Here is a 25,776-nt window from a genome sequence, read left to right on the forward strand (position 1 = left end):
CTCACGCCTGCGCTACGTCCGTGGAATTTTCGCCTTCGTCATCCTCAGGCTTATACGGATTTATCATTTTGGCAATGAAGATCGAAAGCAGATAAAGCGCAATTAGCGGAGTTGCGAGCATAAACTGACTAAGCACGTCCGGCGGCGTCATCACCGCTGCAAAGATGAAAATAATGACGATTGCGTAGCGAAAAAAATCGCTCAGGCTTTTGTTTGTCACAAGCCCGATCTTAGCGAGGAAAAAGGTTACTATAGGAAGCTCGAAGCTGATACCAAATGCGACGACGAGCTTAGCAAAAAAGCCTACATATTCGCCGATTGTAGGCATCGCAGTAAATTGCTTGGCGCCAAAATTTACCAAGAAATTAAACGCGACAGGGATTACGAAAAAATAGCAAAACGCCGCGCCTAAAAAGAACATAATGCTCGCGCCGCTAACGAAGGGGATGACGTATTTTTTCTCGTTATCGTAAAGCCCAGGCGCTACGAAAAGCCACGCCTGCCAGAAAATTATCGGCATCGCTAGAAGCAGCGAGGTGAAAAACGATACCTTCATCGCGGTAAAAAACGTTTCGCCAAGCTGGGTAAAGATGATCTCACTGCCCTTAGGAAGCACGCGCACTAGCGGGCGGGTCATAAAGCCTAAAATATCTTCCCAAAAGCCGAAGCACGCGACGAAAAGGACGATGACGGAAAGCACGGAGATAACTAGGCGCTTGCGAAGCTCAGCTAGATGGGGTTTTAGCTCTTCAAACATTAAATTTCTCTCTCATTATGATTTTTGCGTATCGCTATTTTGTGCGGAATTTTGCGTAGGATTTCGCGCATCGCCGTTTAAATTTGCATTCGTATTTTGCGCGGCGCTTTTCGCTTCACTGCTTGCATTGGTATTTTGTGCGGAATTTCCCGCGCCGCCGTCCGTGCTCGGCATAAAATTTTTGCCTTTGTTTTCAGTGCCAGAATTCGCACTTTTGCTTTCAACGCCGGAATTTGTTACGATGTCGGCGGAGCCTTGCGTAGAGTTTGCGGCGCCAGCGGAGCTTTGCGCGGAATTTTCACCGCTTGAATTTGCTTTTAAATTTGCCGTCTCGCTCTGTTTTTGTGCCGAGACCTCCGCAGAGTTTAGCGCGTCTTTGGTGGCGTCCGAGCTAAGCGTTTCTTTAAGCGAGCTTTTCGCGTCTTTTAGCCCCGCATTTAGCGTCTCCTTGACCGAGTCGATACCGCCTTTTATCTCGTCGAGCTCCTCAAATGTGAGCTTTTTGCGCACGCCCTCGCTTGCTTGCGTGATACTCTCTTTATATTTTTTGGCATCCTCTTTGAGCTCGGCGATGCGAAGCTCCTGATCAAAGCTCGATTTTGCGTCGTTGATAGTTTTTTTGATGACTTTGAAGTATTTCGCGAGCTCGACCAACACTTTCGGAAGCTTTTCGGGCCCCAGCACGATTATCGCGATGATTAAAATGACCGTAATTTCAGGCATACTGATACCAAACATAAAATTTCCTAACGTAAAAAGTGGCGTATTGTAACTAAAATTTCATTAATCTTAAATTTAGCGCCCGCGGCGGCTTTCTTGCGTGATAAAAAGCGCAATCTCGTCGGCGAGCAAAAAGTTAGGATTATAAAATTTACCTTCGCCGAATTTCAGCTTTTTTGCCCGCACGAGCAGCTGCGCGTTACTTAGCTCCGCGGCGTCTAAAATTTGCGCGTCCACGCCCAAAACGCAGCGCAGCCCGAGAAATATACGCTCAAGCTTTTTGTCTTGCGCGCTTAGAGCTTCGCGCTGTTTTTGCAGCGGATCTGCAATGTAATCTCGCAAATTTTTAGGCGAGCTAAGGCGCACCTGTCCGCTAGTTCCGACCGCAAATGCCCCGAATCCCGCGTAATCCTCGCCGCGCCAGTAAGCCAGATTGTGCTTACAGCGCAGTCCGCGCACGGCAAAATTTGAAATTTCATACTGGCTAAAGCCGTTATCCGCCGCAAGAGCAAAGAGAAATTTAGCTAGAGCCGCGCTTTCTCTTTTAAAGCTTTCGCGCCCGAAAAAGGGCGTGTTTTCCTCGAGACTTAGCGCATAAGCGCTTAGATGCGGCACTTCGCAGCGCGCAAGCTCATCCATTTCAAATTTTAAATTCCTTTTATCGTCAAATTTGCTCGCATAGATTAGATCCAAATTTATATTATCAAAGCCCGCTGCTTTGGCATTTTGCACCGCGAGAAAAATCTGCGCCGCACTGTGCGCGCGACCGAGGAACTTTAGCTTGGCATCGTTGAAGCTCTGTGCGCCGAAGCTGATGCGATTTACGCCGAGACCGCGCATCGCCCTAAGCCAAGCCGGGTGAGCGGAGTTTGGGTTGGCTTCCGAGCTGATTTCGGCTTTAGCGGCGAAATGCGGCGCAAGCAGTGCAAAAATTTCGTCGTAAATCCCCGCATCTACGGCGCTTGGCGTGCCTCCGCCGATGAAAAGCGTGGAGATTTGTGCGTGCGGATTTTTCGCCAAAAAATCGCGCACTTCAAGCTCTAGCGCGTGAAAGTAGCTTTTTGCGAGGCTAAACTTATCGCTGAAGGAGCCAAAGGCGCAATACGGGCATTTTGAGGTGCAAAACGGCACGTGGATGTAGATGTGCAAGGGCAGTCCTATGGGCTAAATTTACGTCGCAAAATTTAGCGAATTAATTTGAAAATTTATATAAATTTTAAGCCTCTTAACGCAAATTTTAATATTTTTAGGTAGAATTTTGAGAAATTTTTTGTGAGAAAACGAGATGGAAAAAGAGAAAAATTACAGACCGAATGTCGCTGCAATCGTACTTTCGCCCTCGTATCCGTTTAATTGCGAAATATTAATCGCGCAACGAAGCGACATCAAAGGCGCTTGGCAGTTTCCTCAAGGCGGTATCGACGATGGTGAGACGCCTAAGATGGCGATCCGCAGAGAGCTAGGCGAGGAGATCGGAACAAGCAAAGTCGATATCATCGCTGAGTGCCCAAAGTGGCTAAGCTACGATTTTCCCGATGGAGTAGCTCAAAAGATGCGCCCATACGACGGGCAAATTCAAAGGTATTTTTTAGTACGATTGCGAAATTTGGCTGATCTGAACATCAATACTAAACTTCCGGAGTTCGACGCATTTAAATTCGTAGGCGCAAATGAGGTTTTAAGGCACGTAAATCACTTCAAAAAGCCGATTTACGCGACGGTTTTAAAATATTTTAAAGAGGAGGGCTACATTTAATGCTGATCGTTCAAAAATACGGCGGTACGAGCGTCGGCACGCTAGAGCGGATCGAGGCGGTCGCGCAGCGCGTGATAAAGACTAAAAACGAAGGACACGATGTCGCGGTAATCGTCTCTGCGATGAGCGGCGTTACCAATCAGCTCATCGAGCAGGCGGAATTTTTTACTAAAACTCCCGTAGGCAGAGAGATGGATGTGCTGCTAAGCTCGGGCGAGCGCGTCACGAGCGCACTTTTAGCTATCGCGCTAAACGCCAAGGGCTATGCTGCGATCGCATTTAGCGGGCGTGGTGCGGGCATCGTGACGGATAATTTTCACACCAAAGCTCGCATCGTCTCGATCGATCCAAAAAGCATGCAAGAGGCGCTAAAGCAGGGCAAAATCGTCGTCGTCGCGGGCTTTCAAGGTATCAGCACCGCAGGCGAAGTAACTACGCTCGGGCGAGGCGGAAGCGATCTTAGCGCAGTCGCCGTCGCAGGAGCGCTGAATGCCGATCTGTGCGAAATTTACACCGATGTAGACGGCGTATATACGACCGATCCGCGCATCGAGCCCAAAGCCAAGAAGCTTGATCGCATCAGCTACGACGAGATGCTTGAGCTTGCGAGCTTGGGGGCGAAGGTTTTGCAAAATCGAAGCGTTGAGCTTGCGAAGAAATTAAACGTAAATTTGGTGACGCGAAGCAGTTTTAACGATCATGAAGGAACACTCATAACAGGAGAAGAAAAGATGGAAGATGCGGTAATTAGCGGCATTGCACTGGATAAAAATCAAGCAAGAATTACGATTAGAAACGTAGAGGATCGCCCCGGCGTCGCGGCTGAAATTTTCTCCGCGCTTGCAAGCAAGGAGATCAACGTCGATATGATCGTGCAAAATATCGGACGAAACGGCGAGACGAATTTGGGCTTTACCGTGCCGCAAAACGAGCTAGAGACGGCCTATAGGGTAATGAAAGAGGTAAATCCAAATCCGAATTCCATCATCGAATCGGACGCCGATATCGTAAAGGTTTCTTTGGTAGGCGTGGGTATGAAAAGCCACAGCGGCATAGCCAGCAAGGCGTTTAAGACGCTTGCGGACGAAGGGATAAATATCCAGATGATCTCCACGAGCGAGATTAAAATTTCGATGATCGTAGAGGCTAAATACGGCGAGCTCGCCGTGCGCGCGCTGCATAAAGCCTACGATTTGGATAAATAATGCAGGATCTGCACACTTGGAGCGTTACGGCGATGCGCTCCGAGCCTGGACTTGAGTGGCTTGAGGATCGCAAGGAGGACTGGACTCCGCTTTTGGCTTCAAAGCTCAAATTCCTCCACGACGGCTTTGCTTTCATCGTCATCTGCGACGATGAGCGAAGCTGGTTTAGCGAATACATCATCAAAAAGATCAACTCCTCTACCAACTCACGCCCGCTGCTACCGTTTTTTTCGCTGCGCTCGCTTTATCGCGGCGGCGTAAATAGCCTAGAGGACGCGCTGCTGCTAAACGATATGCTAAGCCTTGCGTTTGCCAACGGCTTTATATATTTTTACATCGGCAACGGCAACCATCCGCTAGCCAAGATCGCCAAAAGCCACGAGGATAGCTATCTGTGGCTCATCGACGAGAGGCTGCAAAACAGCTTCTATATGAGCGAGAGCGATCCGAGCCTGGATCTCAAACTTATCCAGCTTTTTAAAATTTTAGACAAAAGCATCGACGCCGTGCTTTTTGACGAAGTGGTGCTTTGAAAATCATAAATCAGATCATTTTAACGGGCGATTATGAGGGCTTTAAAGATAAAATTTTAGCCGAAATTCCGCGCAAAAATTTAAGGTTTTTCGAAAGCATCGAGCTTAAGATCGACGAGGCGCGAAAGATTATAGACGAAGCCTATGTCGCCGAGCGTGAGGATAAGATCATCGTCATCGCCGCTACGAAATTCGGCGAGGAGGCGCAAAACGCCCTGCTTAAAATTTTAGAGGAGCCGCCTAAAAATACGGTATTTTTCCTGATCACCCCTTTTATCAACGCCCTGCTGCCTACCATCCGCTCGCGCCTGATCGTGCAAAATCTCTGCGTGCGAAAGCCGAGATACCGCACCGGGCTAAGCTTAGCCAGACTTAGCCTAAAGGAAGCGGTGGAGTTTATCGACGCACAGATTGCGCTGGAGCGCAAGGGCGAGCTGGATAAAACAGCGCTAAAAGCGCTCATCGGCGAGATCGCGCTAGAGTGCTTCGAAGCGGGCGTCAGGCTAAGCGGCGATGAGCTGCAGCGGATTGACCGCCTAAGCTACCTCGCCGAGCACAACGCCAAAGCTCACGCCGTGCTTACTCCGTTACTGTTAATGATAGAGGAGAAAAGATGAAAATTTATAAAATTTCAAACGAGGCCGATTTCGCGCTGATTTGCGAGCGTATCGGCGTGCGAAATGCGGGACGGGCGATAATGCAGAAAAAATCGCGCCTAAACTTTTTCTATCTAAAAGATCTGCGAGCGCCCGCGGCGAATATTTTAAAACAAGATGCCCTTAGTATCGGCGCCGAGCTTGCATGCAACGAAGGGGTGATCCTGGGGCGCGACGATACGGACGCGGTTTTGATCGCAAATGACCGCCAGATCGAGGCTTTGGCGCAAAAGGAAGCGCTGCAGGATTTCGGGCTAAAAGAGCTCGCGAAATTTCTAAGCGAGAAATTTGCTAAGCCGCAAAGCTGCGAAATAATGGGTGTCGTCAATATCAACTCCGATAGCTTCAACCCCGCAAGCCGTGCGGCAAGCTTAAAAGAGGCGACCAATAAGATCGAAAAGATGATCGAGCAGGGCGCCGCTATCATCGACATCGGCGGCGTGAGCTCGCGCCCGGGCAGCCAGTACTGCGGCAGGGATGAGGAGTTTGCGCGCATAAAGGATGTCGTGAGCGAAATTTACCGCCTGCGTCTGCACGAAAAGGCTAAATTTAGCCTCGATAGCTTCGATGAGTATTGTTTAGAATTTGCGCTAGATCGGGGCTTTAGCATCATCAACGACATTAGCGCGAACCTCGCTCTTGCCCCTCTTGCGCTTCGCTACGACGCCGCTTACGTGCTGATGCACATGCAAGGAAAGCCGCAAAATATGCAGCTTGCGCCAAAATATGACGATCTGATGGGCGAGATCGATGAGTTTTTTGCGCAGAATTTGCAGCAGCTGCAAAGCGAGGGACTTAAAAAGATTATCCTTGACGTAGGCATCGGCTTTGGCAAGACCGCCGAGCAAAATTTGGTGCTGATTAAAAATTTGCAGCATTTTTTGCACTTCGGCTGTCCGCTGCTCGTGGGCGCGAGCAGAAAGAGCGTTATCGATTTTTACAGCCCCTCTGCGGTCGCGGATAGGCTCGCAGGCTCGCTGTATCTGCACCAAATCGCCGCTTTAAACGGCGCCGCGATCATCCGCACGCACGACGTTTTCGAGCACATTCAAATGCTAAATCTAATGCGCGCGATGGATCGGATTCTGCTATAGTAAAATTTCAAAAAACTTATCGGAATTCTGTGGAATTTTCTTGAAATTTCATGGCTTGGCAAGATTTTTATAAAACCCGCTTTTTATAGAATTTTAAAATTTGTCCGAGTCAAATCTTTATAATTTTTATAAATTCTACCAAAGAGCATTTTGCAAAATTTCATTAGAATTCTTTCGTGCTTGGTTTTTTTCTTGGAATTTATTGCGTGTCCGCTTCTAAAATTTTATCAAATTATGCGTTGGTGCTTAAATCTTAACAAATCTCGCGCTGAGGATTATTGTGGCCGATAAAAATTCTACGTAGCGAGCTATGTATGCGAACAGGCACAGCGCGTGAAATTTGCAAGCGGTGTGTATATTTTATAAAAAACGCCCACGCTGATCTACATTGCAAGCGAATCACGTGCATAAACAAAATCCTAAATCGCGCCACTATAATTTGCACCGCAAGCTTGCAATTTGATCAAATTTAGCGCGTATCAGCGGAACGACAAAACCGAACGAAAAGCGTGCGGCGCGGCAAATTTTAAATTTATTTTACGCGATGGCGTAGAGTTTTAAAATTTATTTTCTGCGATGGTGCAAAATTTCAAATTCATCTGCCGCAAAAACAGAGGCCTACCGCTTAAGTCGCAAATTTTAGTAACGGTAAAAACCGAAGCCTCCTACCGCTTGAAGTCGTGGATTTGTATATTCGCGCCATATTTTTTGCAAAGCTGCTGCACCTTTTCTTTCAGCTTCTCCTCGTCATAGCAGATGAGATCAATGTATGTGTGCTTCTGCCCGGTTGCACCGCCGATTATCTCCAGAAACGAGCCGCAGCTCTCCAGCTCCTCGTCCTCGATCTTGTTTCGCAGATCAAAGCCCGCCTGCATGTCGCCGCCGTTACCTACGCTAAGAAAGCAAAATTTGATGCCGAGCTCGAAGGCTTCGTTATAGATGTCGCGCTTGCCGCCTAAGTACTCGCCTATGAGATTTCGCAGGCAGGTTGTACCCACGACCACGTCCTCGCGCACCTCGCTACCGCGCGGCTGCATCTCGTAGCTGAAAAAATTCTTTAGCGGCTCTCGCGAAGCTCGCTCGCCGAATTTCTCATCGATCAGATCGGCAAATTCACTTAGCGGTACGCCTTTTTCCTCGGGCCCGGCCAGCACCTCAAGCTCGCCTAGCGTATTTATGATCGCCGTTTCGCCGATCATATTGTCAAGTAGGATAAAGCTAAGGTTATAAGCCTTGCCCTCATCCTGCGCGAGCAGAGCCGCTAGGTTTTCGTTGTAAATTTTAATATCCACGTCGCTTTCGTTAAACTGCGCGTAGATCATCGACTCCTCGGCGTTTACGTGCGTATCGTACATCTCGATCCCGCCGATACCTCGCGGCGCGCGCGGCTTTCCGAGCGTGCAGAGCATTTTGGACTCGAGCTGCCTAGGCATAGCGTTTTTGATGAAGCTTAGCCAAAATAATCGGTGTCTCATACCCTCCGGAGTTAGCACCAGATCGAGCCGCTCGCCCGCGAGCCCTGTCATAAAATAGGGCTCGGCAAGGCAGATGCGAAGCTTCTCGTCAGTCTTTTGCATCGCCTTTTCAAACTCTTCCGCCGCCAAATCGGCCTTTATCTCATCTACCATGCCGCTAAATTCCGCCCAAAATTTATCCACTCTGCCGGCAAAGGTGCTTGGAATTTGCGCTTTTTCAGCTTTTTTTTCTGAGCTAAATAACCCCACGGTCTCTCCTTTAATTAAATTTAAACGCAATTATAGCTAATTTTTGCGCGGGTGCGGAACGCAAGCCGTAAGACTGCTCTGCTCTTCTGCGCTCCGCTATACGGCTCGCGCGGTGAAATTTTACCCGCCATTTTAATCAGGCAAATGAAAGTAAATTTAAAATACAATACGAATCTCAACTAAATTTAAGGAGGGCAAATGGGACTATTTAAAAAACTATTCGGCGGCGATGACGCTGGCTCGAAAGATAGCGATAGCAAGGGCGCACAAGGCGGAAACGCCGCGAAAGAGAGCGAGCCCGTGTTTTACGCGGACGGCGAAGATGAGGCGATGCTAAAAGCATTTGAGCAGGCACGAAAGAGCTTTCGCTACTTCTGGCGCGAGCTATACTGGGAGCGCCTCCGCATCGTCCCGACACTTAGCTTTGCCTGCGTCAAAGTCGCCTTTTCGCAGGAGCTAAACGGCAACACCGAGGTCGAGCATATGTGGGTAAACGACGTGTATTTTGACGGCGAGCGCGTTTGCGGCGTGCTCGTAAACGACCCGAACGTGCTAAGCAACGTCAAAAACGGTGAGCAAGTCTCGGTGCCGCTAGAGCAGATCAGCGACTGGATGTTTGCGATAGAGGGCAAGACCTACGGCGGCTTTAGCGTGCAGGCGATGCGCAAAGCTATGAGCCAGAGCGAGCGCGCCGAGCACGACGAGGCGTGGGGGTTAAATTTCGGCGATCCTGACGTCGTGCTGGTGGCGTACGAACAGCAGGAACATCCGCAAAATTTAACCGAGCATCCGATGAGCGTCAATACGAAGAAGAATTTCGAGGAGCTTTTGCGTGAGTACCCGGAAGAGATCACGCGCACGGACGATGAGGGCTACACGATGCTGCACCACGAGGCAATCGCGGGCAATCTGACGAGGCTTGAGCTTTTGCTTGCTAAGGGTGCGGATAAAAACGCTAAAAATATCCACGGCAAAACCGCGCTTGATTATGCTAGAGCGCTCGGCTGGGATCACGTCGCGGAGGCGCTTAGCGAGTAGATAGCGTTTTGCAGTTATGCGGGCAGGCTAAATTTAGCTGTAAATTAAAATTTAGCCTGCGCCCTGTGCCTTTTTTTTACCCAAGCCAATAACCCGCAAATTCCTTTTAATCAAATTTAGGCAACATGAAGCTATTTTAAAATTTTACGAAAGCTGCATTTTAAAATTTTTTAGTAAAATAAAACGCAAAGGAGCTAAGATGGCGACGATCAATATACAGACACAAAACGATAACACCATAAAAGCTATAAAGGCTTTGCTACTACTTGATCCGACGGCGACTATAGTTTGCGACGAACCTATGCTAAGCGAATCCGATCAAAAAAAGCTCGACGAGATAATAGATCGATCGGACAAAGGCGAATTGAAGCTTTATAACGATGATGAGATAAAAGAAAGGCTAGCCGAAAAAGGGCTCGCGTGGTAATTTTATACTCTGAAAATTTCGTGAGCGAACTCGAAAATATCGCCAGTTTCATAGCTTTGCACAGCGAAGCTCGGGCTGATGATTTTATGCGCGAGCTCAAAAACTAAATCGAGAAAATCCCCTTTATGCCGTATCACTTTAGAAAAAATTTAAAACAAAACAGAAACGACGTCAGAGAGATGATCTTTTTCAGATCAAAAAGGACAGCATTATAATTCTATCCATCTTTAAATGCAATTTGACGCGCTTTAGCTAAAATTTTGATTTTACCCTCACGTGCACTGAAAGCGGCCGCCCAAAACCTTGCATTTCTCGCAGATCTGCACGTATATGACCCCCTCGCCCTGCACCAGCTCGCCGAATGGGATCTGCGCTAGGTCGTGGTCGGCACGGCAGAGCTCGACAGCCACGGCACGATCAGGCAGGGATTCGTCGAGATGAGTAACGTCCGGCTGGTCGAGGATATGACCGACCTCATCACGGCTCAGCGCGCGTATGAAGCCAACTCAAAGGCGATCACGACGAGCGACGATATGCTCTCGATCGTAAATAGCCTAAAAAGATAACCTAAAATAGGCTAAATTTACGCCGCTGCGCCTGAAACTGCCTTGCGGATTTCGGGTTTGGCGGCTTTTTAAATTTTGCCCGCTTTTGCCGTTAGGGAGTTAAATTTGAGCGGTGATCTTATACTGCGGCTCGCGAAAGCTAAATTTGAGCAAAATTCGGGCTCAATTTTACGAACGGCGCGGTTTTTATTTAAGGCGACTAAATTACCGCCTTTTAGCGTCCTAACTCACAATCCTTGCTCGTTTAGGATTTTATAATTATTACAACCGCCCTGATTGCCTAAATCGCAAGCCTTGCCGAAATACTCTTTTGCCGCTCCTTTATCTTGCCTTACGCCCTTACCATCATAATATAAAACCCCGAGATTAAAGCAAGCGTCTGCATATCCCATATCGCAAGCTTTAGAAAATAGTTCGCTCGCTTTTTTATAGTCCTGCTTTACGCCTTGTCCGTTAACATATAAAAGCCCGAGATTATGGCAACTGCCTGCCTCTCCCATATCGCAAGCTTTAGAAAATAGTTCGCTCGCTTTTTTATAGTCCTGCTTTACGCCTTGTCCGTTAACATATAAAAGCCCGAGATTATGGCAACTGCCTGCCTCTCCCATATCGCAAGCTTTAGAAAATAGTTCGCTCGCTTTTTTATAGTCCTGCTTTACGCCTTGTCCGTTAACATATAAAACCCCGAGATTAGAGCAACTAATTGCATTTCCGCTATCGCAAGCTTTAGAAAATAGTTCGCTCGCTTTTTTATAATCCTGCTTTACGCCTTGTCCGTTAACATATAAAAGCCCGAGATTATGGCAACTGCCTGCCTCTCCCATATCGCAAGCTTTAGAAAATAGTTCGCTCGCTTTTTTATAATCCTGCTTTACGCCTTGTCCGTTAACATATAAAAGCCCGAGATTATGGCAACTGCCTGCCTCTCCCATATCGCAAGCTTTAGAAAATAGTTCGCTCGCTTTTTTATAGTCCTGCTTTACGCCTTGTCCGTTAACATATAAAACCCCGAGGGAACCGCAACTAATTGCATTTCCGTCGTCGCACGCTTTTTGTAGTGCCCCTATATCCTCACCCGCCGCAAACAAAACCATAGCGCAGGCGAGCGCCGCGATTAATCTTTTCATAAATTTACTCCTGCCAAAATTTTTATCGGTATTTTATAAAATTTAACATTAAAAAAAAGGTAAATTGACGTTAAAGGTTTGAAATTTGAGCAAGCCTTTTTTGCCGAGTTTGCTCAAAATCGTACCGTAAAGAAAGCCGTCAAATTTAGCCTATTTAGGGTAAATTGAGCGCCAAACGCCGCCGCAAAAACCCGAATAGCCGCCCTAAAACCCGTAAATTTGCTCGCTTGCACCCAGAAATTTACCGCCGATAAACCACGGAAAATTTGCCACGCATAAGATCGCATCGCTACTGCCATCATGTTTCCCCAAATCTTAGCGTAAAATTTCGCGATAGCGGTGCCGCAGCGACATAATCTCGTTGCCGCCACTATGCCGCGCCGCCCGCAGCGATATTGCGCCGATATAATTTCATTGCCGTAGCCTCGTTGTCGCAGCTATAGTTTCGTTACGATGTCGATAGAATTTCGCCACCGCCGATACTCTCATCGTCGCAGCAATGTCGCCTCGCTACCGCGCCCGTCGCAAAGTTTCAAATTTTACTTTTTATCGTGGTTTTTAACCAGATACTCGATGATATTTACCGCATTATCGATGCCGCAATACGACGTATCAATGCAGATATTGTAGTTTGCGGACGCGCCCCAGACTTGGTTGGTGTAGTATTGATGAAAGCTCATCCTGCCCGCGTCGCTGTTTTCCATATACTCTCGTGCGTCGGTATGGCCCTCTTTTTCTAATCTGGCGAGCTTAAACTCATCGCTCGCGCGTAGAAATACCGTCAGCAGATCCGGATGTCCGCGCAAGAAAAATCCCGCGCAGCGCCCAAGCACTATAACGTTGCCGCCCGAGACGATCTTTTCGTAGATTGCTACGATGCGGTCGCGCTTTTGCTCATTGGCTAGCTCGTTGTGCGAGATTGCCTGAAGTAGCGTATTTACGGGCATTTCGTTGTAGAACTCATACATCTGCTCGAAGCAGCCAAGCTCGTCTGCTTTGCGGAGCAGATCCGCCTTGGCTAGATAGGTATAGCCTAAGCGCTCGGCTAGTTTGCGCGCGGTTTCGCGCCCGCCTGCGCCCGTTTGTCTAGCGATCGAGATTATCATATTTTCTCCTTAGATGAAATGTGCAAAAATACCGGCACCGATGACGGTAAGAAGCCCCGTAACCGCCATCGCCAAAGAAGCCATCGCGCCCTCTACGTCACCGATCTCAAGAGCGCGCGCCGTTCCCATCGCGTGGCTTGCGCAGCCTAGGGCGATACCTTTTGCCATCGCCTTTTTGATGCCAAAAATTTTAAGTAGTGCCTCGCCAAATACACTGCCGATGATGCCCGTAGCGATGATGCAGGCCACCGTTAGTGTCACGATGCCGCCTAAGCTTTCGCTGATACCCATACCGATAGGCGCCGTGACAGATTTCGGTAGTAGCGTGACATACATTGTGTGATTTAGCCCAAATATCACCGACATCGCGTAGATGCTGCCTAGTCCTGCGATCATACCCGAAATCAGTCCTGCAAAAATAGCTAAAAAATTACTTCGCAAAAGCGCCAGCTGCTCGTATAGCGGTACGGCTAGACAGACGGTAATCGGCGTTAAGAAAAAGCTAATGTGCGAGGCGCTTGTGTTAAATTTCTCGTATGGAATTTTAAAGATTAAAAGCACGCAGACGGTAAGCACGATACCGATTAGAAGCGGGTTGAAAATCGTTAACTTAAAGCGCTTTTTTAGATAAAGTCCCAGCTCGAATGAGCCTAGGCATAAAAATACGCCGAAAAAAGCGGAGTTCATTAAAATTTCTCTCATTTTTTGTCGTCTCCGGATAGAATTTCGCGCTCCAGTTTCGCATCCACGCCCTTTGTATTCGCGCCGTCTTGTTCGTGCGCGGCTGCGTAAAGCCTGCGCTTAACGCGGGCGAGGGCGATTTTATAAAAAATTTGCGTTACCGCGCCACTTGCACCGATGACTACTACCGTAGAGACTGCCGTAATCGCGATGATTGCGAAAAGATGTTGGCGTAGCGCGTCGCCTGCGATGATGATCGCAGCGCCCGCAGGGATGAAAATCACTGGCATGATCTGCATAAAAAACGACACGGTTTCTCTGATCTGCGATACTTTGATGAGTTTGAAGATCAGGGCTAAAAGCATAATGACTAGCCCGTAGATGCTAGCGGGGATCGGCACAGGCACGAGCGCCGCCAAAATCTCCGCAACAAAAGATATTCCTAAAATCACGCTGAATTGGATTAAGTAGTTCAAAGCTTACCTCGGATTAAAATTTAGGGCTAAATTTAGCACTTTGCAGTTAAAATAGATATTAATCTTGCTAGGTTTGGGCGAAATTTTGCGGCAAAATTTAAAATTTTGATCGCAAGCAGGAGCGAGATTTCACTTCTAAAATTTCAAATTTTAATCGCTAATTTGTCTTTGTCGCCGCTTGAGTGAATTTTGATTGGGATTTCAAATTTTAAGCGGTTAGAATAAATTTTGATCGGAGTTTAAAATTTGGAGCTGCCTGTTAAGCTATCTGCGAGCCACTTGCGTGAATGAAATTTTATACACAATTCTGCGCCGAACTCTGCTCTCGACTTCAAGGCGCAAAAACACATCGCGCGGAGTAGCCAGGCGCACATTGGGTAGTACGAGTCGTGTGGAAGCTGCGCGAGCTGATGCAATCGTGCGGTAAATTTTAAAATTTCTGCGATCGAGCGTTTAAATTTGAGTTAAATTTCAGCAAATAAAAAAGCGCGCTTAATTTTAAAGAACGGGCAAGCGGGTGCTTAAATTAAGAAGTTCGCGCCGCTCGAGTTTAAATTTCACGATCCGCGTCTCGCGGATATGGGTGCTGTCGCTACTAAATTTTACGGCGCTGTTAAAATTTAATACCGCGTAAGACACGTCGCTAGCAAATTTTGCGGCGGGCGCGGTCGTATGAGCGACGGCTCGTTTTAGTCGGCTCGAAATCCACGTGTAGCAAATGACAAGTGCGGCGCGAATGCCATGCGCTGCGTATTTTAAAGGCTGGGAGCGGCCGCGACTCGCAGTACGATCAGCGTCGCAGTGCAAAGCCAAATTAAATAAAATTTCAAAAACCGATTTAGCGCCGCCGCCCGAGCAAAAAGCGCAGGCAAATCCCGCGCGAAGCTTAGCCTAGCTCGATTTTGACGCCGAGAGCTTTGCAGACCAGATCAAAAATTTCAATATCGACGTTGGGCGCGTATTCGTCCAAAACCGTGTAAACTTCGGCGCGCATATCCTCGTCGTGCCCCGGGTGCGAGCGCGAATACAGCTCGTCCGTGCGGCGCACGAGCGCGAGATTGTCGATATCTCGCTCGCGCATCGCCTGCTTGAGCCGCTTTGAAATTTGCCATTTGAAACTTTGCATTTTCGCTCCTTTAAATTTGTGCGATACTAGCCAAAAGGGCTTTAAAATTTAATTTCTTAAATCCGGCGACGCGTTTCGGCGCGATCAGCGAGCCTGCGTCGCTCGGTCTTGCGCTTGCAAATATAAACGAGCCGGGTTTAGATTAAGGTTTTATCGGCTAAATAGAAGATTATCTTTGCGTAAATAGCGCTAAATCTTGCAAAGCCAATGGGATTACTTCGCCGTGCGAAGCGCCTTCGTAGAGCTTAAACTCGCAAGAAAGCCCCTTTGTTTTTAAAATTTCAGCTAGATCGGCCGCTTTTAAAATTCCCGCTTTATCGGTTTTTCCTTTACGCATTTCACGTGAGCCGGCAACGAGCATTATGAATTTTGCTTTTAAATTTGATCTAAGCTTTCCCTCGTCTAGGGCATCTCTGATCAGCTGTGATTCGCCCCACCACAACGAAGGTGAGGCGATAAAAAACTCGTCGAAAATCCCATCGTCGCGCAGCAAAGCATAAATCCCGAATAGCCCGCCAAAAGAATGTCCGAAGTAAATTTTATCGCTTTTTGCCGTAGAGTATTTTTTCTCCACGAGCGGAAATAGTTCATCTTTTACGAAATCGTAAAATTCTCCCGCGCCGCCGCCGTTTGCATATTCTTCGCCGCTCGCCGCGGGCGTTAAATCTCTCGTGCGACGCTTAATATCATACGCTAGCGGGCTGTCGTATCCGATGCCTACTATAAGGACGGTTTTGCTTAATTTCGGCACCGCTTTTGCGTTTTGCTTTGCGCCATTCGCATAAATTTTCGCATAGGAGTTTAAAAGTATCGGAAACTGCGCGTTCGCATCAACCATAAAAACTACCCTATCGTAGCGAGCGACATTTTTTTGGCGAGCTATAAAAATTTTATATTTTTCGCCGCTCTTGCTTTTTAGAATAAAATCGCTCACGTTAAACATTTCGTGCGCAGCTCCACTTGCCTGCTCAATCTTTTGCGGCGGTTTTGCCCTCAGATCGCAAGCAAATAAGCACGCCAAAAATAGCGCGTCAAATACCGCAAGAAAACTTTTTGGGCTTACCATTTAGCGTTTACCTTAAACCAAAACCTCCTGCCTTCCTCGGGGTACCAATAGTAATTGCCGTCGTCTGCGAGACCCTCGTCGTATCGGACGTTATCAAAGATATTATAAGCGGTTAAATTTAGGCTCAGATTATCGTTTAAATCGTATTGTGCGCCCAAATCCGTAGTAAAAAGCTTTTTGTCGTTTTTGCTGACTCTATTGCCCGGACCGAATTGCACGCTTGTAAGCTCGCTTTCGTAATTAAGACCGATAAAGGTAGAAAACGGAGCGATAGGCCTATAACTAAGTGTCGCATGTGCGGCATGCTTCGGAGTAGCGGTCAGGGATTTGCCATCTAGCCTACTAAGATTGGTTTGACTAAATTTAACGGCGCCGTTTGGCGTATAGATCGTAGGATCCCCGGTTTCGATTTCGGAGTGGCTATAGGTGTAGTTCGCTTTGAAATTTAGCTTTTTAGTAATATCGTAATCGCCACTCAGCTCAACGCCGTAAACCTCGGCTCCTTCTATATTAAAATACGTTCCCCAACCAGGACAATTAACGCTCGGTGCGCTGGCGCAGCCTCTGTAAGCGGGAATCCTATTAATATTGCTGCCATCGGTATCTAAAATTTTATCTTTGAAGTCGTTTTTAAATAGCGTGATATTGCCGCGCAGATCGTCTGCATTGTCGTAATAAAGCCCGATCTCGTAGGTCGTGCTTTTCTCGGGCTTTAAATCCTCGTTACCGAAATCTATAATCCTCCAGCCGCCCTGAATCGTGCCTACTTCAGGCGAAATTTGATTGACGTTGGGAGTTTTATAACCGGTTGCGACGCCGCCTTTGATCGTCCAAGTGTCGCCTATATTAAACGTCGCGTAGGCTCTAGGAGAAAAGTGGTTGCCGAAGTATTCGTTATGCGTGAGCCTGCCGCCGAGCGTTAAAAATAGCGTATTTTCCAAAATTTCAATCTCGTCCTCTAAAAATCCCGCATGCTCGTTCATAGAAAATCGCTGCGGAGAGCGTAAATTTTGCCTGCTCGCGTTTGAAACGATAAAAGTCGTTCGCACATCTTGCTTGCTAAAATCATAGCCGAAGGTAAGCGTATTTATACCGAGATAAGTCGTAAATTTGGAATTAAAATTTCTATTTTTTACGATTGCGGGCGAAAGGCTATCAAAAATGCTCGTACGGCGAGTCTTATCCCAAAAATAACTTATATCAGCGCTTAAGCTTTCAAACTCGCCCAAATATCCGACGCCGTGATTTTCTCTTTTATATTTATAGTGATTTAATCCGCGCGCGTTGGGATAAACGGCGGTTTTACCAAGAGTTCTTGAATAATCGTGATTTTGCCTTCCGGTTTGAAAGTAAAATTTATTATTTTCATCCGGCGTTAGCCAAAGCTTGGCGTTAGAATCCGATTTATCGCTCTTTTGATAGCCTCCCTTATAGCCGTCCTCGTCGCGCAGCTTTTTATATCCCCACAGCTGAAGCGCCGCATACTGCCCGAAGGGAATATTGACGTAGGCTTCGCCCATCTTACCGTTTCCGATACCCTCGTGATCTTGGATAGTCGTAGATATGGCGGCGCTTCCGCTAAATTTAGAAAAATTCTTTTTCGTAATGATATTTATCACGCCGCCTACCGCATCGCTTCCGTAAAGTGAACTCATAGGTCCTCTAATCACTTCGATACGCTCGATCGCTCCTGCGGGCGGGATAAAATTCGAGTTCATATCGCCCGCTCCGCCTTTTGGGTTCGCCGCCGCAGAACTTACGCGTTTGCCGTCGATAAGCACAAGGGTTTGGGAGCTTTCCATTCCTCTGATGGATATCCCGCTTGCCGGGCCGTCGTCGCCTGCGATGACGCTGACGCCAGGCATTTTATTCGCGATATCGTGCAGCGAAGTGAAGCTGCTGCTTGATATCTCTTTATTATCCAAGGTGGAAATGGAGGCCGGCGCCTGCCTAATATCTTGGCGAAAGCCGCTCGCGCTTACTACGATTTCGCCAAGATTCGTGCTATTTGCGTCACTGCTTAGGTGTGAGCCTTCGACGCCGCATAAAATCGAAACGCTCGCACATATCGACAATGCGATAAATTTCGCCTTTTTAAAATACATATCTTTTTGCATTTTTGTTCCTCTATTTTGAAATTTAATCGCGGATTATAACTCAAAGCGGATAAATTTAATATTAATTATTAAAGTATTTTTATAGAATTAAATTTCACTAATAATTCCCCATTCCATCGATATTTTCATAAAAATTATTTTAAATAAAATACAGCATATAATCAAGAAATTGCTGTAAATAAGTAAAATTTTATAACGCCCGGTCTTAATTATCAAATCGTTTTGAAGAAATTTTGCATAGTTTTTGATTTTATCTGCTTTAAGAATCATTTTCGCTTTTGTGGACGTGTATATTTTAAACTATCGAAGGCATTACAAGCGGCAGCGCGAAAACGGCTTTGCTCTATTGATTTCGTGCATCCTGCGCTTGGAATAATTATAGACTTGGGATTAATATGCGATGTTTTTTAACACAATAGCTTCGTATGAATAAATTTATCTTACTAAGGGGCATAATCGCTTCGGCGCAATTTAAAATTTTGAGTAGTTTATATAGGCGGATTTAAATTTAAACTAGATTTATCAGCATGGCACAATCTGTCGAGGTTTTAAATTTAGAAGTAAAGAGTCAATCCAAATTTAAAATCCTGGCGCAAGAATGCAAAATAAGAAGATAAATTTAATGAGACCCCGCAAATTTATCTTAAAATTTAGCGGGATCAAATTTAGATTTACGCCGCAGGTGCGCTATTTTCGGCGTGAGCATCGTCAGAGTCTTTGGGCCTTAAAAGCCACTGCTTTGCAAAGATCAGCACGTAGATCGCAGCGCCGATGCCATAACTTGCGTATTCACTTGGGATAAACTCTATGAATTTTGCGCAGATATTAGGCACCAGCATTAGCGGCGTTACTAGCAGCAATAGCAGGCGCTCTATCGGGTTACATTTTGTTACGAACCAGCCCTGCAGCGAGGAGCTGAAAGCAAACATACCCACGATCGCCGTGGCAAAAATCAGCACGATTTGCAGTGGATCGCTGATCCAAACGATGCTCTTTGAATCCATCGGATCGCCGATGCTTTGGATCAAAAGCAGCTTATTGTTGAAGAAAAACGCAAACGGAAGCACCGCGGTGCGTAGATCATACACGAAGCCCTGAAGTCCCACGGTTACCGGATTTGCCTTTGCGATACCCGCCGCAGCGTATGCTGCAATACCCACTGGCGGGGTATCATCGGCTAAAATTCCAAAATAAAAGACAAAAAGATGCACTGCGATCGCAGGGATCAAAAAGCCGTTTTTGCCCGCTAGTATCAAAATCACTGGCGCGATTAAGCTTGAAACGACGATATAATTCGCCGTCGTAGGAAGTCCCATGCCCAAAATCAGGCTCATTATCGCAGTCATCAGAAGTATCAATACTATGCTATTTCCTGCGACCGCCTCCACGAGCTCTGAAAGAACCTGTCCCAGCCCGGTAAGCGAGATCGAGCCGATGATGATGCCCGCTAGCGCGGTGGCAACGGCGACCGTGACCATGTTTTTAGCAGCACCTACCATAGCCCAAAAGATATCGACAAAGCCGACGATAAAATCGGACTTGCCAACCTTTTCGCCAAATATCGTTTTTTTAGCGGGCTCTTGTACGATCATTATTAAAAATAGCACGCAAATCGAGTTAAATGCTGCAGAGATCGCGCTTTCTTTTAGAATCAATAGAGTAAAAAGAAGCACCAAAATCGGGATTATGTAATGAATGCCGCTAAATATAATTTTTAGCTTTGAAACCTTGGCGTAATCGCGGCTGCCGCGAAGTCCTAGCTTGCAGCTTTCAAGATGCACGATAAAAAATAACCCCGCGTAGCAGACGAAGGCTGGGATCACCGCCGCGATCATTACGTTGGTGTAGCTCATACCCAAAAATTCCGCGATTATAAACGCCGCAGCGCCCATGATAGGCGGCATAAGCTGCCCATTTACGCCCGCAGCGACCTCGATAGCGCCCGCCTTAGTGGCGGTAAGCCCCGCTTTTTTCATAAGCGGGATCGTAAAGGTACCCACCGTCACGACGTTTGCGGTCGAACTACCGCTTACCATTCCGGTTAGTCCGCTAGCGATTACGCTAGCCTTGGCAGGCCCTCCGCGGAAGCGACCTAAAATCGCAAACGCTACGTTTATAAAATACTGCCCCGCTCCGGCTCGCTCCAAAAGCGCGCCGAATAGCACGAACAGATAAATGAAGCTGGTGCTGACCCCCACTGGTACGCCAAATACGCCCTCTGTAGTTAAAAACATATGCCCTGCAAGCAGTTCAAAGCTTGCGCCGCGATGCGAGATGATATCGGGCATATAAGGACCGAAGTAGCAATACAGAAGAAAGGTAAAAGCGATAATACCAAGCGCTGGTCCCATCATACGACGACCTGCTTCAAAGAGTATGAAAATTCCGATAAACGACGCTACGATATCTCTGGTTAGATAATTTCCCGGGCGCTGCGCTAGCCCGTTAAATTCTATTGCAGGATACAAGATCGCGGCGACTCCGACGATTAATAAAATATAATCGTAAAACGGGATGTAAAAATGTGCCTTAGAGCGCGGGCGAAACGGAAAAAGCGAAAAAATTATAAAAATGGCGAACGCCAAGTGGATTGAGCGCGCGATATTCGTATTTAGCGTAAAATACGCGATGTAAAGCTGAAAGACCGACCACGAGAAGCAGACCAGCGTCACGAGCCAGAAGAGCTTTTTAGAGGTAAATTCTCTACTTTTTACCTCTAAAACCTGCTCGTCGTTTTGTGTAGATTTCTCCATCAACTAGCCTATTTCAGCAGCCCAGCTTCTTTATACACCGCCTCTGCTGCAGGATGAAGTGGCGCACTAAGCCCCTCTAAAAGAGATTCTTTGCTTACCAAATTTAGCGCAGGGTGTAGCTTTTTATACTCGTCGAAATTATCAAGTATAGCCTTAACTACCGCCCTAACCGCCTCGTCGCTTTGGCTAGCGTCGGTTACAAGCACAGCCTTTACGCCGATAGTCTGCGTATCGTGGTCTACGCCGTCATACATTTTCGCAGGGATCACGCCTTTGGCAAAATATGGATATTTTTCTAGAATTTTTTTGATATGCTCATCGTCGATGCTAACCAAGTCGATAGGAAGCGAAGTCGCCGCATCGGTGATATTTGCGGTTGGATGTCCTACGACGTAGAAGTATCCGTCAATCTTCTTATCTTTTAGCGCCATCGGGCATTCTTGCGCGGTTAAGACGCCGTGTTGGGCGAGCTTTTTAAGATCAAAGTCGTAGTTTTCAAAAACTATCGTACTGGTTAGCTCGTTGCCGCTACCTGGGTTTCCGATATTGATCTTTTTGCCCGCGGCGTCGCCGTAAGCTTTGATGCCGCTCTCTTTAGAAACTACGAAAGCTAAAAGCTCCGGATAGATCGAGATTACGGAGCGTAAATTTTTATCCGCCGCGCCTTGGAATTTGCCCGTACCGTTATATTTATCATAGACGACATCGCTTTGAACGAAGCCGAAATTTAGCTCTTTTTTAAGCACGTTATTGACGTTATATGTCGAGCCACCCGTCGATTGCACAGAGCATTTCATATTTTTATCCATATTTACCAAGCGGCAAATCGCGCCGCCTACCGGATAATAGGTTCCGGTCATACCGCCGGTGCCGATATTGATGAACTCCTTAGCGCCAGAAACGCTAGCTAGTAAGGCCAAACCGGCCAAAGCAACAGAAAATTTTTTCATCTTTGCTCCTTTTTGAGTTAAAAGTTTGAAAGTATTGCTAAATTTCTATAAAATTCTAATAAAAATAGATCGAATTTCGCGCAAATTTACGATTTTACACATCGTGGTGCAGGTGATTTAATATCAAATTAGGGTGGCGATCTACTCTCATATGCAGAATTTTACCGCGATAAAATTCTAAGCTTGAAATCCAAACGCCCGTGGATAAAATTTAACGCTATAAATTTCAAGTCTTAATAACTCACGCCGCTAAGATACAGCCCGTTCGGCGGAAAGGGGATTCTGCTAAGAGCTCGCGAGAAGCTGATCTTGCGCCCGCTCTGCACGGACTTTAGGGCATTTGCGACCATCAGCCGCACCTGCGCTCGCAAAAATCCGTTGGCTTTAAAATTTATCAAGGTTAAATTTCTAAAAGAGTAGGCGCGCGCGACGTAGAGCTCGCGCACAGGGCTTTTTATGTCGCTGCCGCTTTTCATAAACTCGCTAAAATCGTGCTCGCCGACGAAATTTGCAAGCGCAGCATTGAGCGCGGCAAGATCCACGCGCGGATAAAACACGCAAAAATCGCTAAGAAAGGGGCTAGGGCGTCCGTGGTTTAAAACATAGCGATAGCAGCGCGTCACAGCGTCGTAACGCGGATGAAAATCGCGCGGCACCGGGCTGATGTGTTGCACAAAAATATAGGGCGCGCAGTGGCGGTTTATGAGCTCTTTTAGACGCGACAGCTCCCAGTGCACGGTGCATTCGACGCAGCTTACCTGGCGCAGCGCGTGCACCCCTTTATCGGTGCGCGAGCTGCTTATCAGCGGCGCAAAGATACCCACGCGCCCCAAAGCCGCGCGCAGCACGTCCTCGACGCCGCGCCCGTGAGGCTGAGACTGCGAGCCGCTAAATTTCGAGCCGTCGTAGGAATAGACGAGCTTGAGCTTCACGCGTTCGGAGTTTACGCTCGCTGCGAAGTCGCTTGCAGGCGCGCTTTCAATAATATTTTTGAGTTCGGACACGTTTGCAGGAGTGTTTGCGGAAATGCCCGCTTTGTAGGCGGTATCTGCTTTGCGGGCGTCTGCGGGATGAATTGTGTAAATTTTTTCTATGCCTGCCGCACAAATATCCAAAGCGGCGGTATCGGCGGAATTTTTGCGGGCGGAATTTAAATTTGCCCCGCGCGCGGTCTTTTTGACGCAAACAGCGCTATAGCTTTGCTCGGAGCTTTCGTGATTCAGCTCACAATCAGGCGCAGTATGGATAGCCGTATCGCTCGCCGAGCTTACGAGAGCGGAATTTTTAAAATTTGAAAACCTGTCGTTTAAGATCAAAGCTTGCTCGCCGTTTTGCGCTTTGCATTTTAAATTTACGCTACGCAAAATTTTAGACGCGCTAGACTTGCTCGTCGAAATTTTATCCGCTAAATTTCGAGCGGACGAGCTTTTGTTTAAAATTTCGCCGCCGCAAAGCTCGGAGTCTTTTTCAGTATCTCGGGGCAATTTTGATCCTGTAATAAAGCAGCGAGCCGATAAGCGTAACGCCGAATGTCACGGGAAGCGCGATGCTTGGGTATTTAGAGAGCAGCATGATCATCGCGAAGTAGCTAAAAAGCACGCCGAAGATCCCCGCGTAAACGAAGCCCTTTTCATAGCGATAGGTCACGATGCCGAGGCTTAGCGCAAACAGGAAGCTCGCCAGCGGAAAGAGCGAGACGAGGGTGTAGATGCTAAATTCCTTCCTGCGCTTCTCGCTGCCGCTCATATCGCTCCAGTATCCGATCACGCCGCCTCCGCCGCGGATATTGCGGTCGCTTTGCGTGCGCAGGGTTAGGCTTTCAAACTCGCTTACGTGCCACTGCTCGCCGCCCATCGTGTAAATTTTGCCGTCGTGCAGCATCGCAGAAAAGCTCGCGTTTTCGTTTTTAAACTCGCCGCTGCGCGCTACGATCATCCGCTCATGATCCTGCGAGTTGCCCGGATTATACAGCACGAGATCCTTATACAGCGTGCTTGTGCCGTTGTTTTCCTGTGAGTCGATAAAAACGAGCCAGTCGGAGAATTTCTGCCCGAATTCGTTGGATTTGATATTTAGCGTCGCGCTGATCTTTTTGTAATCGATGAAATTGTCCTTTAAATTTTCGGCTATCGGCATCATAAAAAGCGATACGAAAAGCAGCGCCAAAGAGCACAGCGCGGCGCTTATGCCGAAAAACAGCGCGATCTTGCGCGTGGCGTAGCCGATGGTAAAAATGACGATGGTTTCGTTCTCTTTAGAGAGCCTAAAAAGCGAGATGCTAAGCGCTACGAAAAACGCGATCGGCACCGTAAATATGAGTATGCGCGGTAGCATGAAAAGATAGAGCTTGACTAGCTCTGAAAAATTTATCTCGATAAACGACGTAATGCGCGCGATCTGAAGGAAAAATACGATCGACATTATGATAAAAAGCGTGCTGAAAAGCGATGCGAACGAGCTTACGAAGTTGCTAAATAAATAGCGCTGCACCCTATCCATAAATGACGTCCAGAAGCCTTAAAATTTGATCTCTAAAAATAAAAGTAAGAAGCAGCCCCATCGATAAAAACGGCACGAAAGGCAGCTCGTAGCCCTTTTTGTGCGCGATGAGATATGCAGGCAGCGTCAAAATCGCGCCGATGTAGATCGAGATGCCGCCCAGCTTCCAGCCCAAAATCGCTCCCATAACGCCCGCGATAAAAATATCCGCGCTTCCCATCGCTTCGCGCTTTAGCACGAAGGTGACGATGAGGCGCAGCACGAAAAAAATCGCCGCGTATCCCGCCGCCGCGCCCACGCCGCTAAGATCAAAATCATACATCAGCGTATAAGCAAGCGAAAGCGCCGTAACTACGTAAAGAAGGCTCTCGGGCACGGCTTTATACTCAAAATCGATCGCCGAAAGCGCCATAAGCAATATGAAGCAAAGCCCGAGCACCGCGGCTTTTGCAAGATCAGGCTCGCCGAAATACGCTGCAAGCGCAAGCGCGCCGCCTAAAAGCTCGACGATCGGGTAGCGGATCGAAATTTTGGTTTTGCAAAAGGCGCATTTGCCGCCCAAAAAGAGCCACGAAAGTAGCGGAATGTTGTGGTAAAATTTTAAAGCGTGAGAGCATTTGGGGCAGTGCGATGCGGGGAAATTAACGCTCTGTCCGCGCGGCAGGCGGTAGATCAGGACGTTGCAAAACGAACCCACGCAGGTGCCGAATACCGCAAAAATCACGCCGTAAACGATATTTAAATCCATCTTTTTCCTTTGGAGCTTTAACTTTTTAAAATTTAATCAAACGCTTTATGGTAGCGAGAAATTTCTTAGTTTTCATTGATTTTTTGCCTCTCGTAAGGGAAAAATTTTACGAAAATCGCCGCTGCGCCTACGCAAAATAAAATAGCTATGAGCCCGGCGATTAGCGGCTCGCCCCATGCCTCATATAATCCGCCGAAAATCAAAAATCCCGCCACCAGTATCACGGCGTCCAAAAGATTGAAGTTCAAAGTATCTACGATCCATAAAAACATAATATATGCGCCTATCCCGCCGCCTGCGGATGCCAAAATCCCCATTTTATCGGGGATGAAAGCAAACGCTAGCATAAAAAACACAAGCAGGCAAATGTAGACCGCCAGTATAAATTTCTTGGGTTTTTTATACACGCTGCCGCATCTTGGGTATCTTAGAGTTTTCATCGGCTTTTTTGTAAGCTTTTTGCCGCAACCGCTTTGTAGTGGGTTAAATAAAAATATGGTTACAAGAATGAATATTCAGCTTGATGTAATGGGAAAATATGAGAAAAAGGATATAATAGGATGGATGAAATTGACAAATTAGAATTTGGAGGATAAAATGAAAAAAATAGTAGCGATTAATGCTGGACCAAGAAAAGGATGGAATACAGAT

Annotated in this window: 24 protein-coding genes and 2 pseudogenes; 8 read left to right on the top strand and 18 right to left on the bottom strand. The window is 47.2% G+C overall.

The genetic code is table 11. The annotated features are described in order from the left end of the window. Position 1: 1 nt before the first annotated feature. The 3 genes and pseudogenes from tatC to hemW all read right to left on the bottom strand — a co-directional run bounded on the left by tatC (position 2) and on the right by hemW (position 2,626). On the bottom strand, positions 2 to 757 hold the full coding sequence (gene tatC / locus Q0144_RS07635; RefSeq protein ID WP_298063007.1) for a twin-arginine translocase subunit TatC: 756 nt from the start codon (positions 755 to 757) through the stop codon (positions 2 to 4). Between the two features lie 468 nt (positions 758 to 1,225). Further along, positions 1,226 to 1,495: pseudogene (gene tatB / locus Q0144_RS07640) on the bottom strand (Sec-independent protein translocase protein TatB); the annotation flags it as partial. A 57-nt stretch (positions 1,496 to 1,552) separates the two neighbouring features. After that, a complete protein-coding gene (gene hemW, locus Q0144_RS07645; RefSeq protein ID WP_298063009.1) occupies positions 1,553 to 2,626 on the bottom strand; it encodes a radical SAM family heme chaperone HemW in 1,074 nt (357 codons plus the stop codon). Positions 2,627 to 2,762: 136 nt separating this feature from the next. On the opposite strand from hemW, the gene Q0144_RS07650 reads away from it, so the two are divergent. From Q0144_RS07650 to folP, 5 genes are read left to right on the top strand one after another with little or no spacing between them, the layout of a single operon-like run. Further along, positions 2,763 to 3,233: an RNA pyrophosphohydrolase gene (locus tag Q0144_RS07650; RefSeq protein WP_298063013.1), complete on the top strand. Its 471-nt coding sequence runs from the start codon at positions 2,763 to 2,765 to the stop codon at positions 3,231 to 3,233. Next, entirely contained in the window at positions 3,233 to 4,438 is a 1,206-nt protein-coding gene (locus Q0144_RS07655; protein ID WP_297880342.1) for an aspartate kinase, read from the top strand. The genes Q0144_RS07650 and Q0144_RS07655 overlap by 1 nt, the downstream gene beginning before the upstream one ends. Beyond that, positions 4,438 to 4,971 carry a HobA family DNA replication regulator gene (locus Q0144_RS07660; protein ID WP_005873254.1) on the top strand — a complete coding sequence of 178 codons (534 nt, stop codon included), beginning with the start codon at positions 4,438 to 4,440 and terminating at the stop codon, positions 4,969 to 4,971. The genes Q0144_RS07655 and Q0144_RS07660 overlap by 1 nt, the downstream gene beginning before the upstream one ends. Next, on the top strand, positions 4,968 to 5,588 hold the full coding sequence (locus Q0144_RS07665; protein WP_298063016.1) for a DNA polymerase III subunit delta': 621 nt from the start codon (positions 4,968 to 4,970) through the stop codon (positions 5,586 to 5,588). Before Q0144_RS07660 ends, Q0144_RS07665 begins: the two co-directional genes overlap by 4 nt. After that, positions 5,585 to 6,721 carry a dihydropteroate synthase gene (folP, locus tag Q0144_RS07670; protein WP_298063020.1) on the top strand — a complete coding sequence of 379 codons (1,137 nt, stop codon included), beginning with the start codon at positions 5,585 to 5,587 and terminating at the stop codon, positions 6,719 to 6,721. The genes Q0144_RS07665 and folP overlap by 4 nt, the downstream gene beginning before the upstream one ends. A 665-nt stretch (positions 6,722 to 7,386) precedes the next feature. Here folP and Q0144_RS07675 read toward each other — a convergent pair. Then, the gene (locus Q0144_RS07675; RefSeq protein WP_298063023.1) at positions 7,387 to 8,445 is read right to left on the bottom strand and encodes a hypothetical protein; all 1,059 of its coding nucleotides are present in this window, start codon (positions 8,443 to 8,445) and stop codon (positions 7,387 to 7,389) included. 198 nt (positions 8,446 to 8,643) lie between these two features. Here Q0144_RS07675 and Q0144_RS07680 point away from each other — a divergent pair, with 198 nt between their 5' ends. Continuing rightward, positions 8,644 to 9,483, top strand: a complete 840-nt coding sequence (locus Q0144_RS07680) for a DUF2314 domain-containing protein (protein WP_298063026.1) — start codon at positions 8,644 to 8,646, stop codon at positions 9,481 to 9,483. Positions 9,484 to 9,682: 199 nt separating this feature from the next. Then, positions 9,683 to 9,910, top strand: coding sequence for a hypothetical protein (locus Q0144_RS07685; RefSeq protein WP_298063028.1), 228 nt, complete (start codon positions 9,683 to 9,685; stop codon positions 9,908 to 9,910). Between the two features lie 272 nt (positions 9,911 to 10,182). On the opposite strand, the gene Q0144_RS07690 is transcribed toward Q0144_RS07685, so the two are convergent. Next, positions 10,183 to 10,320, bottom strand: a complete 138-nt coding sequence (locus Q0144_RS07690; RefSeq protein WP_298063051.1) for a hypothetical protein — start codon at positions 10,318 to 10,320, stop codon at positions 10,183 to 10,185. Between Q0144_RS07690 and Q0144_RS07695 the strand changes: the two are divergent. Then, positions 10,321 to 10,476: pseudogene (locus Q0144_RS07695) on the top strand (flagellar basal body rod C-terminal domain-containing protein); the annotation flags it as partial. Positions 10,477 to 10,703: 227 nt separating this feature from the next. Here the strand turns inward: Q0144_RS07695 and Q0144_RS07700 are convergent. The 13 genes from Q0144_RS07700 to Q0144_RS07760 form a co-directional block, all read right to left on the bottom strand. After that, complete coding sequence (locus Q0144_RS07700; protein ID WP_298063030.1) at positions 10,704 to 11,603, bottom strand: tetratricopeptide repeat protein; 900 nt, start codon at positions 11,601 to 11,603, stop codon at positions 10,704 to 10,706. Between the two features lie 539 nt (positions 11,604 to 12,142). Further along, positions 12,143 to 12,709, bottom strand: coding sequence for a cytidylate kinase-like family protein (locus Q0144_RS07705; protein WP_297943274.1), 567 nt, complete (start codon positions 12,707 to 12,709; stop codon positions 12,143 to 12,145). Positions 12,710 to 12,718: 9 nt separating this feature from the next. Further along, on the bottom strand, positions 12,719 to 13,411 hold the full coding sequence (locus Q0144_RS07710) for an LrgB family protein (protein ID WP_298063032.1): 693 nt from the start codon (positions 13,409 to 13,411) through the stop codon (positions 12,719 to 12,721). Beyond that, positions 13,408 to 13,866: a CidA/LrgA family protein gene (locus Q0144_RS07715; protein ID WP_297961891.1), complete on the bottom strand. Its 459-nt coding sequence runs from the start codon at positions 13,864 to 13,866 to the stop codon at positions 13,408 to 13,410. Before Q0144_RS07715 ends, Q0144_RS07710 begins: the two co-directional genes overlap by 4 nt. Positions 13,867 to 14,752: 886 nt before the next feature. Next, complete coding sequence (locus Q0144_RS07720) at positions 14,753 to 14,992, bottom strand: hypothetical protein (RefSeq protein ID WP_298063035.1); 240 nt, start codon at positions 14,990 to 14,992, stop codon at positions 14,753 to 14,755. 169 nt (positions 14,993 to 15,161) lie between these two features. Beyond that, on the bottom strand, positions 15,162 to 16,058 hold the full coding sequence (locus tag Q0144_RS07725) for an alpha/beta hydrolase-fold protein (RefSeq protein ID WP_298063037.1): 897 nt from the start codon (positions 16,056 to 16,058) through the stop codon (positions 15,162 to 15,164). Further along, positions 16,052 to 18,175 carry a TonB-dependent receptor gene (locus Q0144_RS07730; protein WP_298063038.1) on the bottom strand — a complete coding sequence of 708 codons (2,124 nt, stop codon included), beginning with the start codon at positions 18,173 to 18,175 and terminating at the stop codon, positions 16,052 to 16,054. The genes Q0144_RS07725 and Q0144_RS07730 overlap by 7 nt, the downstream gene beginning before the upstream one ends. A gap of 671 nt (positions 18,176 to 18,846) precedes the next feature. Further along, a complete protein-coding gene (locus tag Q0144_RS07735) occupies positions 18,847 to 20,928 on the bottom strand; it encodes a TRAP transporter permease (protein ID WP_298063040.1) in 2,082 nt (693 codons plus the stop codon). A gap of 8 nt (positions 20,929 to 20,936) precedes the next feature. After that, entirely contained in the window at positions 20,937 to 21,878 is a 942-nt protein-coding gene (locus Q0144_RS07740; protein ID WP_291937906.1) for a TAXI family TRAP transporter solute-binding subunit, read from the bottom strand. 233 nt (positions 21,879 to 22,111) lie between these two features. Beyond that, positions 22,112 to 22,810: a tRNA pseudouridine(38-40) synthase TruA gene (truA, locus tag Q0144_RS10595; RefSeq protein ID WP_314234832.1), complete on the bottom strand. Its 699-nt coding sequence runs from the start codon at positions 22,808 to 22,810 to the stop codon at positions 22,112 to 22,114. A 535-nt stretch (positions 22,811 to 23,345) separates the two neighbouring features. Further along, a complete protein-coding gene (locus Q0144_RS07750) occupies positions 23,346 to 24,377 on the bottom strand; it encodes an LptF/LptG family permease (protein ID WP_177387932.1) in 1,032 nt (343 codons plus the stop codon). Beyond that, positions 24,370 to 25,125: an A24 family peptidase gene (locus Q0144_RS07755; RefSeq protein WP_298063045.1), complete on the bottom strand. Its 756-nt coding sequence runs from the start codon at positions 25,123 to 25,125 to the stop codon at positions 24,370 to 24,372. Before Q0144_RS07755 ends, Q0144_RS07750 begins: the two co-directional genes overlap by 8 nt. A 65-nt stretch (positions 25,126 to 25,190) precedes the next feature. Then, a complete protein-coding gene (locus Q0144_RS07760) occupies positions 25,191 to 25,565 on the bottom strand; it encodes a hypothetical protein (protein ID WP_298063048.1) in 375 nt (124 codons plus the stop codon). Between the last annotated feature and the right edge of the window lie 211 nt (positions 25,566 to 25,776).

This window comes from uncultured Campylobacter sp., assembly GCF_938045345.1.
Lineage (GTDB): Bacteria > Campylobacterota > Campylobacteria > Campylobacterales > Campylobacteraceae > Campylobacter_B.